The sequence below is a fragment of the Stenotrophomonas sp. AS012628 genome, assembly GCF_010608305.1.
GTDB classification, from domain to species: domain Bacteria; phylum Pseudomonadota; class Gammaproteobacteria; order Xanthomonadales; family Xanthomonadaceae; genus Stenotrophomonas; species Stenotrophomonas geniculata.
This window is the reverse complement of the sequence record NZ_VMBJ01000012.1, coordinates 62445-80371: the sequence shown is the minus strand read 5'-3', so window position 1 is coordinate 80371 and position 17927 is coordinate 62445. Positions and strand designations below refer to the sequence as shown.

Here is a 17927-nt window from a genome sequence, read left to right as displayed (position 1 = left end):
GATAATCCGCCGTCACCGCCTTCCCGGATTCCTGACGATGCCCGCCCTGTCGCCGCGCCGCCCGCTGCTGTACACGCTTGCCCTGCCCACCCTGCTGGCCTCGGCCATCGCCCAGGCCCAGGACGGCCCGGCGGCACGCACCCTGGACAAGGTGACCGTGGTGGCCGAGCGGGCCAGCACCGCGACCAAGACCGACACCGCCCTGACCGAGACGCCGCAGGCGATCAGCGTGGTCACCCAGCAGCTGTTCACCGATCGCGGCGCGCACAACCTGCAGGAAGTGCTGCGCTACAGCGCCGGCGTCACCGCCGATGCCTGGGGCCTGGATACCCGCAACGACGCGACCTCGGTGCGCGGGCTGGACCCCGTGCAGTACCAGGATGGCCTGCGCCGCAGCTACGGTTTCAGCCCCCTCGCCCGCCCGGAAATCTATGGCCTGGAGCGGGTGGAAGTGCTGCGCGGCCCATCCTCGGTACTGTACGGTGCCGGCGCCACCGGTGGCATCATCAATGCGATGAGCAAGCGCCCGACCTTCGGCGCCCTCACGGGCGAGGTCGGCGTGCAGTTCGGCAGCTTCGACCGCAGGCAGCTTCAGGGTGACATTGGCGGCGCCTTGAACGATGCCGGTACGGTTGCCGGTCGCTTTGTCGGGCTGGTGCGTGAATCGAACATGCAGACCGATGTACTCAACGATGACCGCATCTACCTGGCGCCCTCGATCAGCTGGCGCGGCGAACGCAGCACGCTGACCCTGCTGGCCAGCTACCAGCACGACAGGACCGGCTCCAGCCAGCAGTTCCTGCCGCTGGCCGCGACCCTGCTGGCGCCGCCAGACCGTCGCCTGGACACCTCCAGCTTCATCGGCCACCCCGGCTTTGATCGCATCGATTCGCGCGTCTACAGCCTGACCGCGCTGTTCGACCACAGCTTCAATGACGTGCTCAGCCTGCGCTCGGCGGTGCGCTACATCGATGGCAGGACCACCCTGCAGCAGATGTACGTGGACAGCTACAGCAATCCGGCAGATCCCTTCATCGATGCCGACCGCCGCGTGGTCAACCGCACCGCCTACGGCACCCGCCCCGACGTGCAGATCTTCAGCGCCGACAATGCGCTGCAGTTCGACTTCGCCACCGGTGCCTTCCAGCACCTGCTGCTGGCCGGGGTGGACTACAGCCAGTACAGGGAGCAGCTGCAGCGGCTGGATGCCACCGGCACGCCGATCGACATCTACACCCCGGTATCGGTCGCACCGATCGTGCGTGGCTGGGATCGTCAGCCGGACCAGACCTCCACCCAGCTGGGTGTCTATGTGCAGGACCAGATCCGCTGGGCCGACCGCGTCTCGCTGGTGCTGGGCGCGCGCCGCGACCATGCGCGCTCGAAGACCGAAGGCCAACCCAGCCAGACCGACAACGCCACCACCTACCGCGCCGGCCTGATCGGCGACCTCGGCGCCGGAGTATCGCCCTACCTGAGCTACAGCGAATCGTTCCTGCCGGTGACTGGCCAGGACCTGTTCGGCCAGGCCTTCAAGCCGATGCGTGGCCGCCAGAGCGAGGCCGGCATCAAGTGGCAGCCGGCACGCAACCTGCTGCTGACGATGGCGGCGTACCGCATCACCGAAACCAACCGGCAGACCAACGACCCGGACAACGTGCTGAACGTGGTGCAGACCGGGCAGATCCGCTCCAAGGGTATCGAGCTGGAAGGGCAGTTCCAGTTCGCCAACGACCTCACCATCACCGCCGCGGTGGCCCGCAACGAGGCCGAAGTCAGCCGCAGCAACTTCGCGCTGGAAGTGGGCCAGCGCCTCAACGACACCCCGCAGGACCTGGCCTCGGCCTGGGTGTCCAAGGGCTTCCAGCTTGACGACGCCGCACGCCTGCGCCTGGGCCTGGGCGTGCGCCACGTCGGCAACACCGTATCGCTGGGCAATGGCGGGCGCATCATCACGCCCAGCTACACGCTGGCCGATGCATTGGTGGAAGTGCAGGTGACCGACTGGACGATGGCATTGAACATCACCAACCTCACCGACAAGCGCTACTACGCCCCGTGCCGCACGTTTGGCGACTGCTTCGCCGGCTACCCGCGCGTGGTCACCGGCACCATCAGCTATCGGTTCTGAGCACGGCCAATGTCGGCCGCCGCAGCAGCAGGTGAAACACCACCGCGCATGCGGCGGTCAGCAGTGCCAGCAGACGCAGCAGCACCGCCAGCGCCTCGGCACTGGCGTGCTGCAGCTGCTCGCCGCTCATCGACGGCAGCAGTGCCTGCGCCTGTGCCTGCGTACCCGTGGCCAGATAGGCACCAGCGCGCGCCAACGATGCAGGCGATGCTCCCTGTAGATGCTCGCTGGCAATCAGCGACAGCACTGCTGTCACCGCCGCCAGCGCAATACCTTCGCCGGCCACCCGCACGGTGCCGAAGATGCCTGCAGCCATGCCGGCCCGCTGCACCGGCACCATGCTCACCGACAACCCATCCATCAGCCCCCACGGCAACGCCGTCCCTGCGCCGATCAGTGCCAGCCATGGCATCCACTGCCGCGGCGACGGATTGGCCGCATACCGCGACAGCAGATACAGGCCGCACGCACACACCAGCAGGCCAAGAGTGCACAGCCGTGCGCTGCCGATCCGTCCCGCCCAGCGCGCGGCCAACAGTGGCAGCACCAGCATCGGCGCAGACAGGGCCAGCATCTGCAGGCCAACCCACGTGGTGCTCTGCCCATGCACACCCAGGAGTTGAAGCGGCAACACCACCAGCAGCACCACGTAGCCGAGGCAGGTCGCCACCGGTAGCAGCTGGACGCCCAGGAACGCCGGTTGCGAGAACAGCGAGAGGTCCAGCAATGGGAATGGATGCATCCGTTCGATGCAGACGAACGCTGCGCCGAGCAACAGCGTGGCGAGCAATGCCAGTTGCACGCGCATGGCGTGCACGCCGAATTCGCCCAGCCACAGCAGGGCCAGCGTCAGCGCCGCCAGCATCATGCTGAAACCCAGCATGCCGCCGACATCCAGCCGGCCGCGCTCTCCATGGCTCTCAGGCAACACGCGCGCGCCCAGTGCGAAGGCCGCCAATGCCGGTAAACCACCGGCTGCGAACACACTGCGCCATCCCAGTGCCTGCAGCAGCAGGCCCGCCAGCAACGGCCCAAGCGCCAGCCCCGCACCGAACGTCGTGCCCAGCAGGGCGAAGACGCGGCCACGCGCCGGCCCCTGCCAGCCCTGCGCCAGCGCCGCAGTGCCCGAGGCCAGCGCGGCGGCGGCGGCAACGCCCTGCAGGCCGCGCGCCAGATCCAGCCACAGCAGCGTCGGGGCCACGCATACAGCGGTCGTAGCAGCGGTGAATCCGACCGTGCCCGTCAGGAACATCCGCCGACGGCCGTAGCGGTCGGCCAGGCCACCGGCAGCAAGCAGCAGGCTGCCGAAGGTCAGCATGAAGGCATTGGTCACCCAGGCCAACGCGGTGGGCGAGGCCCCCGCAGAACGAGCCAGCACCGGCACCGCGACGGCACCGGCCGAAAAGGACAACGGCAGCGCCAGCGCGGCCAGGCAGACCGCAAGCAGCGTCCAGTGCTGCTGCATGCGGACGGGTATAGGGCGTATCGAAACCGGGGCCATGTGGGCCTCCATCCATCAGGGGCGTTGATGATGGGCAGGCCGGTATTGCTGAAAAACAGGCTGGATGGACGTTGATTGCGGCCAGATGTTCCGCAATCATGCCCGCATGGACTCCATCTCCGCCCTGCTTGCCTTCGTCCGTACCACCGAAGCCGGCAGCATCGTCGGCGCTGCCCGCGTGCTCGGCCTGTCCGCCTCGGCGGTCGGCAAGCGTATCGCCCGCCTTGAGCAGGAACTCGGCACCCGCCTGTTCCATCGCACCACCCGCCGCGTGCACCTCACCGACGAAGGCGAATTGCTGCTGCAACGCTGCCGGCGTGCGTTGGATGAACTTTCCGAAGCGCAGGCAGACCTCGCGCAGCGACAGCACGCCCCCAGCGGGCTGCTGCGCATCGGTCTGCCCACCATCGGCTACCGCTTCCTGCTGCCGGTGCTGCCCGGCTTCCAGCAGCGCTACCCACAGGTGCAGCTGGAACTGGACTTCAACGACCGCATCGTCGATGTGGTCAGCGAAGGCCTGGACGCGGTGATACGCAGCGGCGAACTGGCCGATTCCAGCCTGACCGCACGGCGCCTGGGTGGCTTTCGTTTCATGCTCTGCGCGGCGCCTGGCTATCTGCAGGCGCACGGCATTCCCGGCGATGTGGGCGATCTGCGCATGCATGCGGCTCTGCGCTTCCGCTACCCGACTACCGGGAAGCTGCACCCCTGGCAGTTGCCGGGGGTGGAAGGCGATGCCGGCGCGCGCCTTCCGACGGCGATGACCTGCAACAACATGGAAGCCGTGCTGGCCGCCGCCATCGGCTGCATGGGCCTGGCCTGGATGCCCGACTTCCTGGCGGCCGACGCACTGGCCGACGGCCGCCTGCAACAGGTGCTGCCAGCGCTGCCCACGCACAAGGGGCAGTTCTCGCTGCTATGGCCCGGTGGGCGCCACCCCAGCGCACGGCTGCGGGTGTTCATCGACTATGCCGCTGCGCATCTGTTCCGCAGCGGCCAGGCATAGCCGATCCGCAGGATCAGCCGGTGGTCGCGACCATCAGGAAATTGCGCACCACCGGCAACGCCTGTTCCGGGCACGTGCAGAACTGAAGCGCGAAACACGCTGCATCGCCATCCAGCACACGGTAGACAATCTCCTGCGGACGAAAGCTGGCCATGCTGGCAGGCACGATCGCCACGCCGGCGTCTACGGCCACCAGTGACAACACCGCGTGCATGCCCTGTGCTTCCTGCACCACGCGCGGCGTGAATCCCGCCGCCGTGCACAGGCCCAGCACCTGTGCATGGAAGCCGATGCCCTCGCCCGCCGGCCAGGAAACGAACGGCTCGTCAGCCAGCATCGCCACACTGACCTCCGGCGCATCGGCCAATGCATGTGCACGAGGCAGCGCAATCGCCAAACGGTCGCGGTCGAAGTCGTGCAGCACCAGCTCAGCTGCGGGAATCGGTGGAATCAACACGCCGACGTCGATGCGCTGCTCACGCAACCACAGCTGCTGCTGGTGCGATGTGGCTTCCTGCAGATGCAGCTGCACCTGCGGATACCGTTGGCGGAAATGGCGGATCAGCCCCGGCAAGCGCCCGTACAGTGCACTTCCCACGTAACCTACGCGCAGACTGCCACTGTGCCCCGCTGCCGCTTCGCGCGTGCGCTGCAATGCCTGTTCGGCCTGCTGCAGGGTTGCCCGTGCTTCCGCCAGCAGGGTCTGCCCGGCCACGGTCAAGCCCAGGGTGCGATTGCCGCGCATGATCAGTTCGCTGCCCAGCTCATCTTCCAGCCGCCGGATTGCGGCCGTCAACGGCGGTTGCGACATGTGCAGGCGGGCCGCGGCGCGATGGAAATGCAGTTCTTCGGCCACGGCCACGAACTGGCGAAGCAGGCGCAGGTCGATCATCTCGAAGCAGACAGTAGGAACCTGCCTAGGGTACGCCCTCAACCACGCTGGTCCACGCTGGCGCGCGCGATGGCCGGCCACTGCAGGGCCACCGACTCGATGCTGTCCGCACTGACCGCACGCAGATCGCGCGGGTAGGCTACATGCGCGGCGTCCTGCAGGCGCAGTGCATGGAACTGCCCGTTGCTGGCACGCAGTGCCCACCCACCCTCCTGGCAGCGCGTGGATGCCAGATAGGCCACTCCTTGCGCAACGGCGTCCGGATGCAGTTCGTCGGGTTCGCCTTCGATGCCCCACATGCGCGTCTTCGCTACCGGCGAAACCGCATTGACCACGATGCCGTGCTCGGCGCCTTCCAGGGCCAGCACATTGACCAGGCCAAGCGCGGCCAGCTTGCCCATCGCATAGGCAGACAGTCCGCGCTGTGCGTACTGCGGATACAGCGCGCGATCGGAGGTGGTGATGACGATGCGGCCCCCGCCCGCCGCGCGCATCGCCGGCCACACCGCCTGCGCCAGCCACAGCGGCGTCTTCGCCGCCAGGCACAGCATCCGATCCAGCGCTTCGTCCGTGATCACTTCCAAGGCCTGGTATTCGACCCAGCCGGCGTTGTGGATCAGGAAGTCGATGCGCCCATGCTGGTGCAGCAGGTCCTGCAGGAGTGCGCCGCACCCCGCGCGATGATCGATGCGCCCGGACACGGCCTGCACGGAATGGCCCTGCGCCTGCAGCGCCTGGACACTGCGTTGGATGCGCTGCGGGTCATGGCCACAACCATCGGTGCCGGCACCGACGTCATGCATCACCACGTGCGCACCACGTTCGGCCAGCAGTCGGCTGTAGGCCAAGCCCAGCCCACCGGCGGCGCCCGTCACCAGGCCGACCTGGCCCTCAAAGGAAATTCGGGAAATCGGCTTCATTCGCACAGCTTCAGCCACACGCCACTGATAGGGCCAATACCATTGGCCGCACACCACGATACGCACACGCTATCGTCGAAAAAGGGGACGGAGGGGATTAAGTCGTTTCAGGCACAGCGGTGCCAAATACGACTTAATCCCCTCCGTCCCCTTTTTCTTCAGCGGCTGAAGTGGCGGGCGCCGGCGACGCAGAGCACGGCGGCCAGCGTCACCAGCACCATGCCCAGGCTGACCGACTCGTGCAGCAGCAATGCAGCCAGCGTCAGACCGAAGAAGGGTTGCAGCAGCTGCAACTGGCCGACAGCGGCGATGCCGCCTTGTGCCAGACCTCGATACCAGAACAGGAACCCAAGCAGCATGCTGAACACCGCCACGTAGCCCAGTGCCCACCATGCCGACGCGTCGACCGCTGCAAACGAGGCCGGTCGCATCAGCACAGTCAATGGAAGCATCACCGGTAGTGCCAGCAGCAGCGCCCAGCTGATCACCTGCCAGCCGCCGAGATCACGGGCAAGCCGACCGCCTTCAGCGTAGCCCAGTCCACACACCACGATCGCCGCCAGCATCAGCAGGTCGGCCTGCAACGAGGCCTCGATGCCGTTGCGCGCGGCATAGCCGACCACGCAGGCGCTGCCCAGCAGCGAGAACAGCCAGAACGCCGGGCGCGGCCGATCGCCACCGCGCAGTACGCCGAACACCGCAGTGCTCAGCGGCAACAGGCCGAGGAACACGATGGTGTGCGCTGATGAGGCGTGGCGCAGGGCAAGCGCGGTCAGCAGCGGGAAGCCGACCACCACGCCAAGGCTGACCACCGCCAGCCCGGGCAGGTCGCTGCGTCGCGGAAAGGGTTGGCGCAACAGCAGCAACAGGCCCAGGCCGAGTATGGCGGCGATGGTGGCGCGCGCGGCGGTAACGAACCCGGCGTCCAGCTGCAGCACGGCCAGGCGGGTGGCCGGCAACGAGCCGGCAAAGATCACCACACCGATGAAGCCATTGATCCAACCACTCGCCGACCGTTCCACGTCTGTACTCCCGGGGTGCCGGGCGGTGCCCGGCGGGGTCTCCATGGAAGCACCTGCGGCCCGCGCCCCCCAGCTACAATCCAGTACAGTTTCAAATAACTGTACTGCCCACACTTACAGCACACTTTCGCCATGACGCGCCCGCTTACCCGCATCGAATCGGTCATCCAGGCCGTCCGTACCCGCATCGGCGCGCGGGTGGATGGCCCCGGCTCACGCCTGCCCTCGGTGCGTGCGCAGGCGGCGGCGATGGGCGTGTCGGTCTCCACCGTGGTCGAGGCCTACGAGCGCCTCGCCGCCGAAGGGCTGATCAGCGCGCGTGCCGGTTCCGGCTTCTATGTCAGTGGACCGGCCGCACCGCTCGCCCTGGCCGAAATGGAACCACGCCTGGACCGCGCGGTGGACCCGCTGTGGGTGTCGCGGCAATCGCTGGAAACGCCGGCGGGCCACCTCAAGCCGGGCTGCGGCTGGATGCCCAGTGATTGGCTGTATCACGACGGCGTGCGCCGCGGCCTGCGCCGACTGGCGCGTGCCGATGCCATGCAGCTGGTCGACTACGCCGGTCCGCTCGGGCTGCCCGCATTGCGCCAGCTGCTGCAACGGCGCAGCGCGGCGCTGGGCATTGATGCACCGATTGAGCAGATCCTGCTGACCGAATCCGGTACGCACGCGGTCGATCTGCTCTGCCGTTTCCTGCTCAAGCCCGGCGACTGCGTGCTGGTGGATGATCCAAGCTACTTCAACTACCACGCGCTGCTGAAGGCGCACCAGGTGCAGGCCATCGGCGTGCCGTACACGCACAGCGGCCCGGACCTGGAGGCGTTCGCGCAGGCACTGCAGGCGCATTCGCCGCGGCTGTACATCACCAACTCGGGCCTGCACAACCCGACCGGCGCAGTGCTCTCGGCCAGCACCGCGCATCGGCTGCTGGGGCTGGCCGAACGCAGCGAACTGATCATCGTCGAGGACGACATCTTCGCCGACTTCGAACTGCAGCCGGCACCGCGCCTTGCTGCGCTGGATGGGCTGTCGCGGGTGATCCACGTCGGCAGCTTCTCCAAGACCCTGTCGGCCGCTTCGCGCTGTGGCTACATCGCTGCACGCCACGACTGGATCGAAGCGCTGACCGACCTGAAGCTGGCCACCAGCTTCGGCGGCGGCCATCTGGCGATGCAGTTGATGCACATCGCGCTGACCGACAGTGGCTATCGCCGCCACATGCAATCGGTGCGCTCGCGCCTGGCCGATGCGCGCCGGCACACACTGCGGAAACTGCACACGCTGGGCATCACGCCGTGGCTGCAACCGGAAGCCGGCCTGTTCCTCTGGTGCCAGCTTCCCGATGGCCGCGATGCTGCTGCGCTGGCACGGCAGTGCCTGCGCGAAGGCATCGTGCTGGCCCCGGGCAACGCGTTCAGCCAATCGCAGCGCGCGGCCGACTATGTGCGTTTCAACGTCTCGCAGTGCCAGGACCCGAGGATCTGGCAGGTACTGGCACGCGCGCTGCGTTGAGCTGGTAATGCGCGACCAGCGCATCCACCACCACGCGCACGCCCGGCAGCTGGCCGCGACGATGCGGCAGCAGCACGCTGGTGGTGACTTCGCCGGCATGCCACGCCGGCAGGACCTGCTGCAGGCGGCCAGCAGCGATGGCCGCCGCACACAGGCTGTAGGGCAGCACGGTGATGCCAAGACCCGCTTCTGCCGCCGCGATCAGCAGCTGCGATTCATTGCCGACCAGCGCCACCTGCGGCTCCACCTGCACGGTGCCGGCGTCGGCGCTGTGCAGCGTCCAGCGCGTTGCATGGCGCGCGGTCAGCAGGCCGGCATGCGCGCGTAGCTGCTCGGGCGTGTCCACTGCCGGCGCGGCTGCCAGATAACCAGGGGACGCCACCAGCACGATGCGTTCGCTACCGAGCATTCGCTGCACCAACCCGGAATCCGGCAGCGGACCGAAGTGGCTGCGCAGGGCGATGTCGATGCCCTCCTGCGCCAGATCGATGAAACGATCACTCACTTCAACTTCGATGCGCAGCCGCGGATAGCGGCGGGCCAACGCGGGCAGGCACGCGGCGAGCTCGCCCTGCACCACCGGAATCGAAGCGCTGATGCGCACGGTGCCGCTGGGTTCGGCCTGGCGGTCGCGGACAATGGCCTCCGCAGCCTCTACCTCCGACAACGCCGCGCGTGCGCGTTCGAAGAACTCTTGGCCGACCTCGGTCAGCGCGAAGCGGCGCGAACTGCGCTGCAGCAGCCGCACCTCGAGGTGTTCTTCCAGCAGCGCCACGCGCTTGCTCAACGTCGAGCGCGGCAGGCCCAGATGGCGCCCGCCTGCGGCGAAACCGCCCTGCTCCACTGCGGTCACGAACAGGGCCAGATCGTTGAGGTTGAGCATTTGCAACGTCCACAGATGTAGACTTCAGGATGCCATTCGAACGGCTTCCGGGGCAATGTCCACGCAGGCACGCTTTCCTCACCCGCCGCATCGCGGCTTGAACCGGAAACCTGCCATGACCCCGATCCTCTTCTATGGCGTGCCCTCGGGCTGCTCGTTCGGCTCCATCGTTGCACTGGAGTGGCTGCGCCAGCCTTACCAGCTGTGCCGCATCGACATGCCCGGCCAGGTGCAGGGCGAAGACTACCGCCGCCTCAATCCACTGGGCGAAACCCCGACCCTGCGAACCCCGCAGGGCGAGCTGCTCAGCGAGAGCCTGGCCATCCTCAACCACCTGGCTGCGAAGGGCATCGCGCAGGGGCTGGGCTTCGCACAGGGCACGGCTGGCTTCGATCGCCTCAACCACCGGCTGGCCTATCTCAACACCAGCTTCTTCGGTGCCTACGCGCCGCTCTGGCACGCACTGGAGCATGCGGAAGGTGATGAAGCCGAGGTGCTGGGTGCCTATGGCACGACCAAGGTGCGCCACGCCCACCAGGCGCTGGAGCAGATGATCGGTACGGGCCCGTGGCTGCTGGGCGAACAGCGCAGCTTCGCCGATGCCTACTTCGCCGGCATCGCGCGCTGGAACGACTATCACCAGGTGGTCGACCGCCGCGAGTTCCCCAGGGTGCAGCAGCTGTTCGAACGCCTGCAGGACGACGCGGGCGTGCAGTTCGCCCACGCCATCGAAGCGCAGCAGCCGGCAACCAGCAGTGGTGGCTTCCTCGGCGAGGTGAGGCTGGAAGACGTGCTTGAGGCCGCAGCGGCCTGAGCCCTGTGCTGTCTCTGCGGCAGCGGCGCGCAATGCCTCTTGCGCGCCGCGCTACAGTGGTCTGTCCCCGTCGAAGGAATCCGCACATGTCCACGTTCTCCGACCCGCAGGCGGTGGCCCGCTATGCCGAAGCACCGCTGCGCCAGGTGCCCGGTTTCCTCGCGTTGCAGCAGATGAGCCGCCTGCTGCTGGCCGAACGCGTTCCCGCACAGGGCCGCGTGCTGGTACTCGGTGCCGGTGGCGGGCTTGAGCTGAAGGCCTTCGCCGAGGCACAGCCGGGCTGGCAGTTGCTCGGCGTGGATCCGGCCGCACCGATGCTGGCCCTGGCCGAACAGACACTGGGTCCGCTGAAGTCGCGCGTGCAGCTGCTGGAAGGCTACATCGACGATGCGCCCGATCTGCGCTTCGACGGTGCCAGCTGCCTGTTGACCCTGCACTTCCTCGACGCCGCGCAGCGCCTGCACACGTTGCGCGAGCTGCACCGGCGCCTGCAGCCCGGCGCGCCGCTGGTGGTGGCGCACCACAGCGTGCCGCAGGATCCGGCCGGCAAGCTGCGCTGGTTGCAGCGCTACGCGGCGTTCGCCGAAGCCTCGGGGGTTGCCCGCACCGATGCGCAGCGCGCGATCGAGGCCATTGCCGAGCGGCTGCCGCTGCTGGCGCCCGAGCAGGAGGTCGCCCTGCTGCAGGAGGCCGGCTTCGACGACGTGGAGCTGTTCTATGCCGGCTTCAGCTTCAAGGGCTGGGTGGCGTACGCCAGGTGATGCCTACGGCACCACGGTGATGCCGATGCGCTGCATCAACAGCGCCACCTGCTGCACGTCCAGCGTGGCGCCGCGCAGGTTGGTCCTGCGCAGGTCCAGCTCGCCCAGCTCGGAGTTGGTCAGATCGCAGTCGGTGAAGTTGGCGCTGTTCCAGTCGATGCCCTCGAACTGGCCGCCGGACAGGTCCGAGCCGGCGAAGCTGGCGCCACTCACGTTCGCACCGTCCCAACGGTTTTCCCATAGCTCGCACTTCTCCAGCGTCACCCGCGAGAAGTTCGCGTAGCGCAGGTTCGACTTCTTGATGAAGGCACTGCAGAACCAGCTCCGCGTGGTGATCTGGTTCATGAAGCTGGCGTTGCTGAAATCCGCGCCCTGCGCGCGGCACTCGCTGATCTCCAGGCCCAGTGCCTTGATGAAGTTGAAGTGGCACATGCTGATGTCGCAGCTGCGGAAGCTGGCTTCCTTCAGCGTGGCGCCGTTGAAGCGACAGCCGGCACGGCTGTCGGCATCGTAGAAACTGCAGTTGATGAACTCGGTGCCGGTCAGGTCCGCGCCGGAGAAATCGCACTTGTGGAACTGCTGGTCGACCACCTTCTGGCCGGTGTACTGGTCTGCGCCGATGCGCAGCTCGCGGTGAACGGTGGGGGACATCAGGGATTCCATGCCAGGTGCCCCGCCATGATGCCGGGCCGCGAGGGCGATCCATAGACCCCAGGCGTCGGCGGGTTCACCGGCAGTCCAGCCACCCTGTGCCCACTTCCATCCATTGCACGTTGTTGCACGTTAATGCACGAATGTGCAGACTTGTGTCATGAGCTCTGTTCCCAGCCCCCTTCCCGCCCAGCGCACCCGGCAGATCCTCGAGGAACTGCGCCAGCAGGGCCGCGTGGTCGCCGCCGAACTGGCGCGCCGCTATGCCGTCTCCGAAGACTCGATCCGCCGAGACCTGCGCGAGCTGGCCGCACAGGGCCTGTGCCAGCGTGTCTACGGCGGCGCCGTGCTGCCACCGCCGAAGGAACGCCCGCTGCGCGAGCGGCTCACCCGCGACCGCAGCGACAAGGCCGAGCTGGCCGCCCGCGTCTGCGCGCTGCTGCAACCCGGCCAGGTCGTACTGCTTGATGCCGGTTCGACCAACCTGGCGATCGCCCAGCAACTGCCGGCCGCTCTCGGGCTGACGGTGATCACCAATGCCCCGCAGATCGCCACAGCCGCCAGCATGCTTGAAGGCACCCTGGTGCAGCTGATCGGCGGCCGCCTGGCCAGCGGCGGCGGTGCGGTCGGTGCCGAAGCGTTGGCCCAGGTGCAACGCCTGCGTGCCGACGTGTACCTGCCCGGCCCCTGCGCGGTGGACGGCGACACCGGCGTGTGGGCGATGGATGCCGAGGAAGCCACGCTCAAGCGCGCGATGGTGGCCTGCAGCAGTCGCATCATCGTCGCCGCCACCACGGAAAAGCTCGGCGCCCGCGGCCACTGGCAGATCGCCAGCCTCGACGAGATCGACGATCTGGTGCTGACCACCACCGCACCGCCCGCACTGGCAGCTCGCTTCCGCGCCGCCGGTATTGCGGTGCACCCCACTCCTCCCTGACCGTACCGCTCATGTCCCTCGCCAACCGCGCGCGTGCCGAACAGCACGCGACCCGCGCTGCATTCTTCATTCCCGGCTTCGCCACCGCGCTGTGGGCCACGCTGGTGCCCTTCGCCAAGGCACGTACCGAGATCAATGACGCGACGCTGGGCCTGGTACTGCTCTGCCTCGGTGCCGGTTCGCTGCTGGCGATGCCCTTGTCCGGCGTGCTGGCCGCGCGCCTCGGCTGCCGCCGGGTGATGGTGGCCAGCAGCCTGCTGATCTGCCTGACGGTGCCTGGCCTGGCACTGGCCGGTTCGGCCTGGACGCTGGGACTGGTGCTGTTCGTGTTCGGTGCCGCCGTGGGCGCGATGGACTGCACGATGAACGTACAGGCCGTCATCGTCGAGCGCGAAGCACGGCGCGTGATGATGTCCGGCTTCCATGCCTTCTTCAGCATCGGCGGCTTCCTCGGCGCGGCCACCATGACTGTGCTGCTGTCCGCGCAATTGCCGCCGATAGCGTCGGTGCTGATCGGCGTCGGCGCCATGCTGCTGGCGTTGCTGCTGTCAGCGGCGTACTGGCACAGCGAACGGATGCCGCACGACACACCGATGCTGGCCCTGCCACACGGCATCGTGCTGTTCATCGGCGTACTGGCGTTCGTTGCGTTCCTCGGCGAAGGTGCGATGCTGGATTGGAGCGCGGTGTTCCTCAGCGATGTGCGTCGCGTCGATGCCAGCCTCGCCGGTATCGGCTATGTGACCTTCACCCTGACCATGACCATCGCCCGCCTGTTCGGCGATGCACTGGTGGCGCGCGTGGGCCGCCAGCGCGCGATCGTTTTCGGCGCTCTGCTTGCTGCCGCTGGCGTGCTGGTGCTGACCCTGGTCACGCCATGGCAGGCGTCGCTGGCGGGCTATGTGCTGGTCGGCCTTGGCTGCGCCAACATCGCACCGGCGCTGTTCTCGCTGGCCGGCCACCAGACCCGCATGCCGGGTGCGCTGGCGATCACCGCCGTTTCCACGCTGGGCTTCGCCGGCATCCTTGCCGGACCGGCGCTGATCGGCTTCGCCGCCAACCATTTCGGCCTGATCGCCGCGTTCATCGGCGTGGCCACGGCCTTGTTGCTGGTTGCAGTGTCCACGCGCTGGCTGCGGGTGTAGCCCAGTGCATCAGCGCCGCCTGCGCCGCAGCTTCATCCGCAACCGGCGGTAGCCGATCACCGTGGCCGTTGCACACAACGCAGTGCCCGCAACGCTCAACAGCAGCAGAACAGCCAACCGGGCGGTGTCGAAGCGCAGCATCGCAGGCAGGTCCCAGCTGTGCAGGAAGTAGAACAGCCAGCGCCCCACCCGCTCGCGATACCCCATCGTCAGCAATGGATCGCCGGTGGCCAGGTCTAGGTAGACGCGCGTCGCCTCGGCATCGCCGAAATCCACCACCGCCACCGGGAAGCGGCGCACCGCTGCGCCGTTCATGGCTTCCGGTGCACGTGGGTAGAAGTACGCATCCGCTGCATGCTGGACCCAGTACCCCTGCATGGGCGCATCCGACAGCGCCCGCACCTTCTGCTGCAGCCACCCGGCCGGCAGCAACCGCGCACCCTGCAGATGCCCATTGCTGCCGGACACGATACGGGTCTCGCCCTGTCCGTCCAGCAGCACCGCGAACAGCTCGCCACCGATGCGTCGCCACTGGATCTCCACGGGCATAAACCGCTCGGCCTCGACGGCCGTCAGCAGCGCCGTCGGCTCACCCAATGCGCCATCCACCGCCACCGTGCCACCACGATAACGTCCGCTGTCGATCGCCTCGCGCGTGCTGCTCAAGACGCCCCACGGGTTCATCGACATCAGCCCGCTGAAGATCCAGGTGAACACAAACGCTGCAGCCACCAGCCCGATCAGATGGTGCCAGCGCATCCATGGTTCGACGTATGGCGTCTTCGCACCCGAACGGTAGTGTCCACGGAAACGCCAGCGCCACACACCGACCACGATGCCGCTGACTGCGGCCACCGTGCACAGCGCGGACAACACGATCACCACCCACGTCCACACCGGGTCCACCGACTGCATGCGCAGGAAGTACAGCCAGTGCAGCCAGGCACCCACATAGTTCCAACGCTGCTGCACATGCGGTGCGTCCAGCACCACTTCGCCGGTGTGCGAGGACACATACAGGTCACCCGGCTGCGCACCCCCTACCTCCACCCGGTACAGCGGCCGGTGCGCGTCCAGCGCGCGCGAGTGCGTCCAGCGATCCTCATCCACGCGCATCGCGCCGACGAACGCCTGGCCGCCAGCAAACTGCGCAGCGGATGCTTCGGCATGCTGTGCCGACACCGGCAGCAGAACCTGGCCGGTGCGCGCAGACCAGGCGCCCACGTTGCCGCCGCTTCGCACCACGTACGCTGGCTCGCCGCGCAGCGTCGTCAGTGCCACGGCCTCCGGCTCGGCCTGCACGGCGGCCGGCAATGCCGACAGCCCCTGCCAGCCGCGGGCATCCCCCAGCACCGGCAACGCCGCCAGCCGCTCACCCGGCGTCAGCTTCGGGTAGCCGATGAACAGCATCACCATGCCACTCACGAACCACAGCAGCATCAACAGGCACCCACCAATGCCCAGCCAGCGATGCACCAGGTAGGTCCAGCGCCTGGCGGTGGATCGCAGCGTCATGGCCGGCCTCCTCAGAAGCGATGGTCGACGGTGAATTCGACGCGCCGGTCCGCACCCAGCAGCCATTGCGTGCTGGTGTAGTACGCGGTGGCGTAGTACGCCTTGTCGAACACGTTGAACAACCGCGCGGACAGCCGCGTGCGCGGTGCCGCCTGCCAGGTCAGTGCCAGATCGGTGGTGCTGTAGCCGGGAAGTTCCAACGCGTTGGCATTGTCGGCGTAGCGCTTGCCGACATAGCGAACACCCGCCGCTGCGCTCCAGTCCGGCAGGAACTGCCAGCTCAACCATGCGTTGGCCAAGCGCTCGGCCACGTTCGGCGGTACGTTGCCATCACGCGACACCAGCACCGCCGGCGAACCCGTGGTTTCCAGGAAGTCCTCGAACTCGGCCTTCAGCACCGTCGCGTTGGCATCGAGCGACCAGTGCGGCGCGAAGTTCCAGTTCAAGGACGCTTCAATACCGCGCGAGGTCTGCGCACCCACCTGCACTCGGCGATCCGGCACCAGCGGATCACGGCTGAGCAGACCGGTCTTGCGGATGCGATACGCCGCCAGCGTCCACTCGCCGCCATCGAAGGCCTGCTTCAGGCCCACCTCGATCTGCCGGCCCTTGGCCAGATCGAAGGCACCGTTGGCTGGGCTGATCATCAGCAGTCCACTGACCGGGTCCGCCGCCTGTGAGTACTGCGCGTAGAGGCTCAGCGTCGGCTGCAGCGCGAATACGGTACCTGCACGCCAGCCGGTGCTGCTGTAGGTCTTCGAGAACGCGTTCTGGCCACTGATCAGATCGGTGCGATCGATGCGCGCGCGGTCGTGGCGCAGCCCACCCAGTACCGACCAGCGTTCGCTCAACGCCAGCCGGTCCTCCACGAACAGCGCGTACTGCTCGGCGCGGTTGCGATAGCGCGGCAGGTTGGGCGCATCGCTGGCGAACCGGCCTGGCACCGGATCGAACGGATCGACCGGGCCCGAGCTGCCGGCATAGGTGTTGTTGGTGTGCTTGAAGTGCGCGCGGTTGACATCCATCCCCACCGCGAAACTGTTGGACAGACCGCCCACTTCACCCTGCACGCGCAGCGTCGAGGTCAGCCCGGTCTGGTCCTGGTTGTGGGTGATCTCGGTGTTGCCCGAGCGGTCGATCAGGCCGGTACGCGGGTTGTAGACATAGGCCTCGGCGTTGCGCCAATCACGCTGGCTGTCGATCTGGTAGAGGCGCGTGCGCCATTCCACGTTCGCGTTCGGTGTCCACAGCGCATCAAGCTGGGTCCAGCGGTCGCGATAACGGATCTCGCTGTCGTCCACGTTGTAGTTTCGATGGCGCAGCGCTTCCAGCTGGCGGCCCTCGACCAGCGGCGTGCCGAAGTAGCGCATCGGCTGCTGGTAGCCTTGCGCATGGGTGAGCGTCAGCTGCAGGTCCGGGCGCGGCTGCCACAGCAATGCACCGGAGAACGTCGCGTCACTGTTGCGCCCACGGTCAACCCAGCCACCGCTGTAGTTGCCACTCACATCCAGCCGGTAGGCCAGCCCGGGCGTCAGCGCGCCACCACTGCCGAAGCCCAGCCGCGCGGTGTCTTCGCTGCCCACGGTCATGCTGATCTCGTTTTCGATGGCACCGCGCGAGGGCTTCTTCGGCACGATGTTGATCACCCCGCCGATCGCACCATCGCCATGGATCACTGAGGCCGGGCCGCGCAGCACTTCGATGCGTTCGATCGACCAGGTATCGAACGGGAAGGTGATGCCCACGCCGCCGTACTGGCGCAGCCCATCGTACAGCCGCATCACCGAGGCACCGTCGGTGAAGCCGCGGCTGGACAGCGCACTCAGGCCATTGCCCGGATGCGGCATCGCACTGATCGCACCCGCTCGGCTGATCGCATCGTTGAGGTTGCTGTCGCCGCGCTGATCCAGCTGTTCGCGCGAAATCACCGTCAGGCTGGCCGGCGTCTGCAGCACGCTCAAGCCCAACGCAGAGCCTGCGCTGGCGGTGGATGACAGCTCACCGCTGCGGGTATCGATCACGCGTACGGTCTCCAGCGTGGTCGGGGGTGCCGCGTCGGCAGCAAGGGCAGAAGCGGAGTGCAGCAGCGCGCAGGCGACAGACAGCGCCGCCCGGCGCAGGCGTGCGGAGTTGGGGTTCGTTTTCATTTTTCCACGGCATGCAAGGCCACCCCGCAATGGCAGGGCAGCAATCAGAAAAGGACAAGCACGCGCGTACGGGCACCGGCCGTAGCCGGC

15 protein-coding genes are annotated in these 17927 nt (G+C 67.5%); 7 read left to right on the top strand and 8 right to left on the bottom strand.

All coding sequences use genetic code 11. The features are described 5' to 3' along the window. Positions 1-37 precede the first annotated feature (37 nt). Positions 38-2131: a TonB-dependent siderophore receptor gene (locus G5A07_RS08055; protein ID WP_191863128.1), complete on the top strand. Its 2094-nt coding sequence runs from the start codon at positions 38-40 to the stop codon at positions 2129-2131. On the opposite strand, the gene G5A07_RS08050 is transcribed toward G5A07_RS08055, so the two are convergent. After that, positions 2115-3632, bottom strand: coding sequence for an MFS transporter (locus G5A07_RS08050; RefSeq protein WP_029379890.1), 1518 nt, complete (start codon positions 3630-3632; stop codon positions 2115-2117). The genes G5A07_RS08055 and G5A07_RS08050 overlap by 17 nt on opposite strands. 106 nt (positions 3633-3738) lie before the next feature. Between G5A07_RS08050 and G5A07_RS08045 the strand changes: the two genes are divergently transcribed. Next, complete coding sequence (locus G5A07_RS08045; protein WP_029379891.1) at positions 3739-4638, top strand: LysR substrate-binding domain-containing protein; 900 nt, start codon at positions 3739-3741, stop codon at positions 4636-4638. A gap of 13 nt (positions 4639-4651) precedes the next feature. Here G5A07_RS08045 and G5A07_RS08040 read toward each other — a convergent pair whose 3' ends face one another. The 3 genes from G5A07_RS08040 to G5A07_RS08030 all read right to left on the bottom strand — a co-directional run bounded on the left by G5A07_RS08040 (position 4652) and on the right by G5A07_RS08030 (position 7472). Next, positions 4652-5530, bottom strand: a complete 879-nt coding sequence (locus tag G5A07_RS08040) for a LysR substrate-binding domain-containing protein (protein WP_191863127.1) — start codon at positions 5528-5530, stop codon at positions 4652-4654. A gap of 38 nt (positions 5531-5568) precedes the next feature. Further along, positions 5569-6450, bottom strand: coding sequence for an SDR family NAD(P)-dependent oxidoreductase (locus G5A07_RS08035; protein WP_010483729.1), 882 nt, complete (start codon positions 6448-6450; stop codon positions 5569-5571). A gap of 158 nt (positions 6451-6608) precedes the next feature. Further along, the gene (locus G5A07_RS08030) at positions 6609-7472 is read right to left on the bottom strand and encodes a DMT family transporter (protein WP_010483731.1); all 864 of its coding nucleotides are present in this window, start codon (positions 7470-7472) and stop codon (positions 6609-6611) included. 132 nt (positions 7473-7604) lie between these two features. On the opposite strand from G5A07_RS08030, the gene G5A07_RS08025 reads away from it, so the two are divergent. Then, on the top strand, positions 7605-8984 hold the full coding sequence (locus G5A07_RS08025) for a PLP-dependent aminotransferase family protein (RefSeq protein WP_049453567.1): 1380 nt from the start codon (positions 7605-7607) through the stop codon (positions 8982-8984). Here G5A07_RS08025 and G5A07_RS08020 read toward each other — a convergent pair. Further along, positions 8923-9867: a LysR substrate-binding domain-containing protein gene (locus tag G5A07_RS08020; protein ID WP_010483735.1), complete on the bottom strand. Its 945-nt coding sequence runs from the start codon at positions 9865-9867 to the stop codon at positions 8923-8925. The two genes, G5A07_RS08025 and G5A07_RS08020, sit on opposite strands and share 62 nt — an antisense overlap. A gap of 115 nt (positions 9868-9982) precedes the next feature. On the opposite strand from G5A07_RS08020, the gene G5A07_RS08015 reads away from it, so the two are divergent. Both G5A07_RS08015 and G5A07_RS08010 read left to right on the top strand, forming a co-directional pair. Further along, positions 9983-10681 carry a glutathione S-transferase family protein gene (locus tag G5A07_RS08015; protein ID WP_010483737.1) on the top strand — a complete coding sequence of 233 codons (699 nt, stop codon included), beginning with the start codon at positions 9983-9985 and terminating at the stop codon, positions 10679-10681. 86 nt (positions 10682-10767) lie between these two features. After that, positions 10768-11442, top strand: coding sequence for a class I SAM-dependent methyltransferase (locus tag G5A07_RS08010; RefSeq protein ID WP_191863126.1), 675 nt, complete (start codon positions 10768-10770; stop codon positions 11440-11442). 3 nt (positions 11443-11445) lie between these two features. On the opposite strand, the gene smqnr is transcribed toward G5A07_RS08010, so the two are convergent. Next, complete coding sequence (gene smqnr, locus G5A07_RS08005) at positions 11446-12093, bottom strand: SmQnr family pentapeptide repeat protein (RefSeq protein WP_010483741.1); 648 nt, start codon at positions 12091-12093, stop codon at positions 11446-11448. A gap of 160 nt (positions 12094-12253) precedes the next feature. Between smqnr and G5A07_RS08000 the strand changes: the two genes are divergently transcribed. Both G5A07_RS08000 and G5A07_RS07995 read left to right on the top strand, forming a co-directional pair. After that, complete coding sequence (locus G5A07_RS08000) at positions 12254-13030, top strand: DeoR/GlpR family DNA-binding transcription regulator (RefSeq protein WP_019336922.1); 777 nt, start codon at positions 12254-12256, stop codon at positions 13028-13030. A gap of 11 nt (positions 13031-13041) precedes the next feature. Beyond that, on the top strand, positions 13042-14175 hold the full coding sequence (locus tag G5A07_RS07995; protein WP_191863125.1) for an MFS transporter: 1134 nt from the start codon (positions 13042-13044) through the stop codon (positions 14173-14175). Between the two features lie 9 nt (positions 14176-14184). Here the strand turns inward: G5A07_RS07995 and G5A07_RS07990 are convergent, their stop codons facing one another. After that, positions 14185-15690, bottom strand: coding sequence for a PepSY domain-containing protein (locus G5A07_RS07990; RefSeq protein ID WP_191863124.1), 1506 nt, complete (start codon positions 15688-15690; stop codon positions 14185-14187). An 11-nt stretch (positions 15691-15701) separates the two neighbouring features. Beyond that, positions 15702-17837 (bottom strand): TonB-dependent receptor, encoded by a 2136-nt coding sequence (locus G5A07_RS07985; RefSeq protein WP_191863123.1) that lies wholly within the window; start codon positions 17835-17837, stop codon positions 15702-15704. Between the last annotated feature and the right edge of the window lie 90 nt (positions 17838-17927).

Excerpts from the sequence above, each read along its gene's own strand:
- G5A07_RS08055 (WP_191863128.1), top strand. The coding sequence starts at position 38 with ATGCCCGCCCTGTCGCCGCGCCGCCCGCTGCTGTACACGCTTGCCCTG.
- G5A07_RS08050 (WP_029379890.1), bottom strand. The coding sequence starts at position 3,632 with ATGGCCCCGGTTTCGATACGCCCTATACCCGTCCGCATGCAGCAGCAC.
- G5A07_RS08045 (WP_029379891.1), top strand. The coding sequence starts at position 3,739 with ATGGACTCCATCTCCGCCCTGCTTGCCTTCGTCCGTACCACCGAAGCC.
- G5A07_RS08040 (WP_191863127.1), bottom strand. The coding sequence starts at position 5,530 with ATGATCGACCTGCGCCTGCTTCGCCAGTTCGTGGCCGTGGCCGAAGAA.
- G5A07_RS08035 (WP_010483729.1), bottom strand. The coding sequence starts at position 6,450 with ATGAAGCCGATTTCCCGAATTTCCTTTGAGGGCCAGGTCGGCCTGGTG.
- G5A07_RS08025 (WP_049453567.1), top strand. The coding sequence starts at position 7,605 with ATGACGCGCCCGCTTACCCGCATCGAATCGGTCATCCAGGCCGTCCGT.
- G5A07_RS08020 (WP_010483735.1), bottom strand. The coding sequence starts at position 9,867 with ATGCTCAACCTCAACGATCTGGCCCTGTTCGTGACCGCAGTGGAGCAG.
- G5A07_RS08015 (WP_010483737.1), top strand. The coding sequence starts at position 9,983 with ATGACCCCGATCCTCTTCTATGGCGTGCCCTCGGGCTGCTCGTTCGGC.
- G5A07_RS08010 (WP_191863126.1), top strand. The coding sequence starts at position 10,768 with ATGTCCACGTTCTCCGACCCGCAGGCGGTGGCCCGCTATGCCGAAGCA.
- smqnr (WP_010483741.1), bottom strand. The coding sequence starts at position 12,093 with ATGTCCCCCACCGTTCACCGCGAGCTGCGCATCGGCGCAGACCAGTAC.
- G5A07_RS08000 (WP_019336922.1), top strand. The coding sequence starts at position 12,254 with ATGAGCTCTGTTCCCAGCCCCCTTCCCGCCCAGCGCACCCGGCAGATC.
- G5A07_RS07995 (WP_191863125.1), top strand. The coding sequence starts at position 13,042 with ATGTCCCTCGCCAACCGCGCGCGTGCCGAACAGCACGCGACCCGCGCT.
- G5A07_RS07990 (WP_191863124.1), bottom strand. The coding sequence starts at position 15,690 with ATGACGCTGCGATCCACCGCCAGGCGCTGGACCTACCTGGTGCATCGC.
- G5A07_RS07985 (WP_191863123.1), bottom strand. The coding sequence starts at position 17,837 with ATGAAAACGAACCCCAACTCCGCACGCCTGCGCCGGGCGGCGCTGTCT.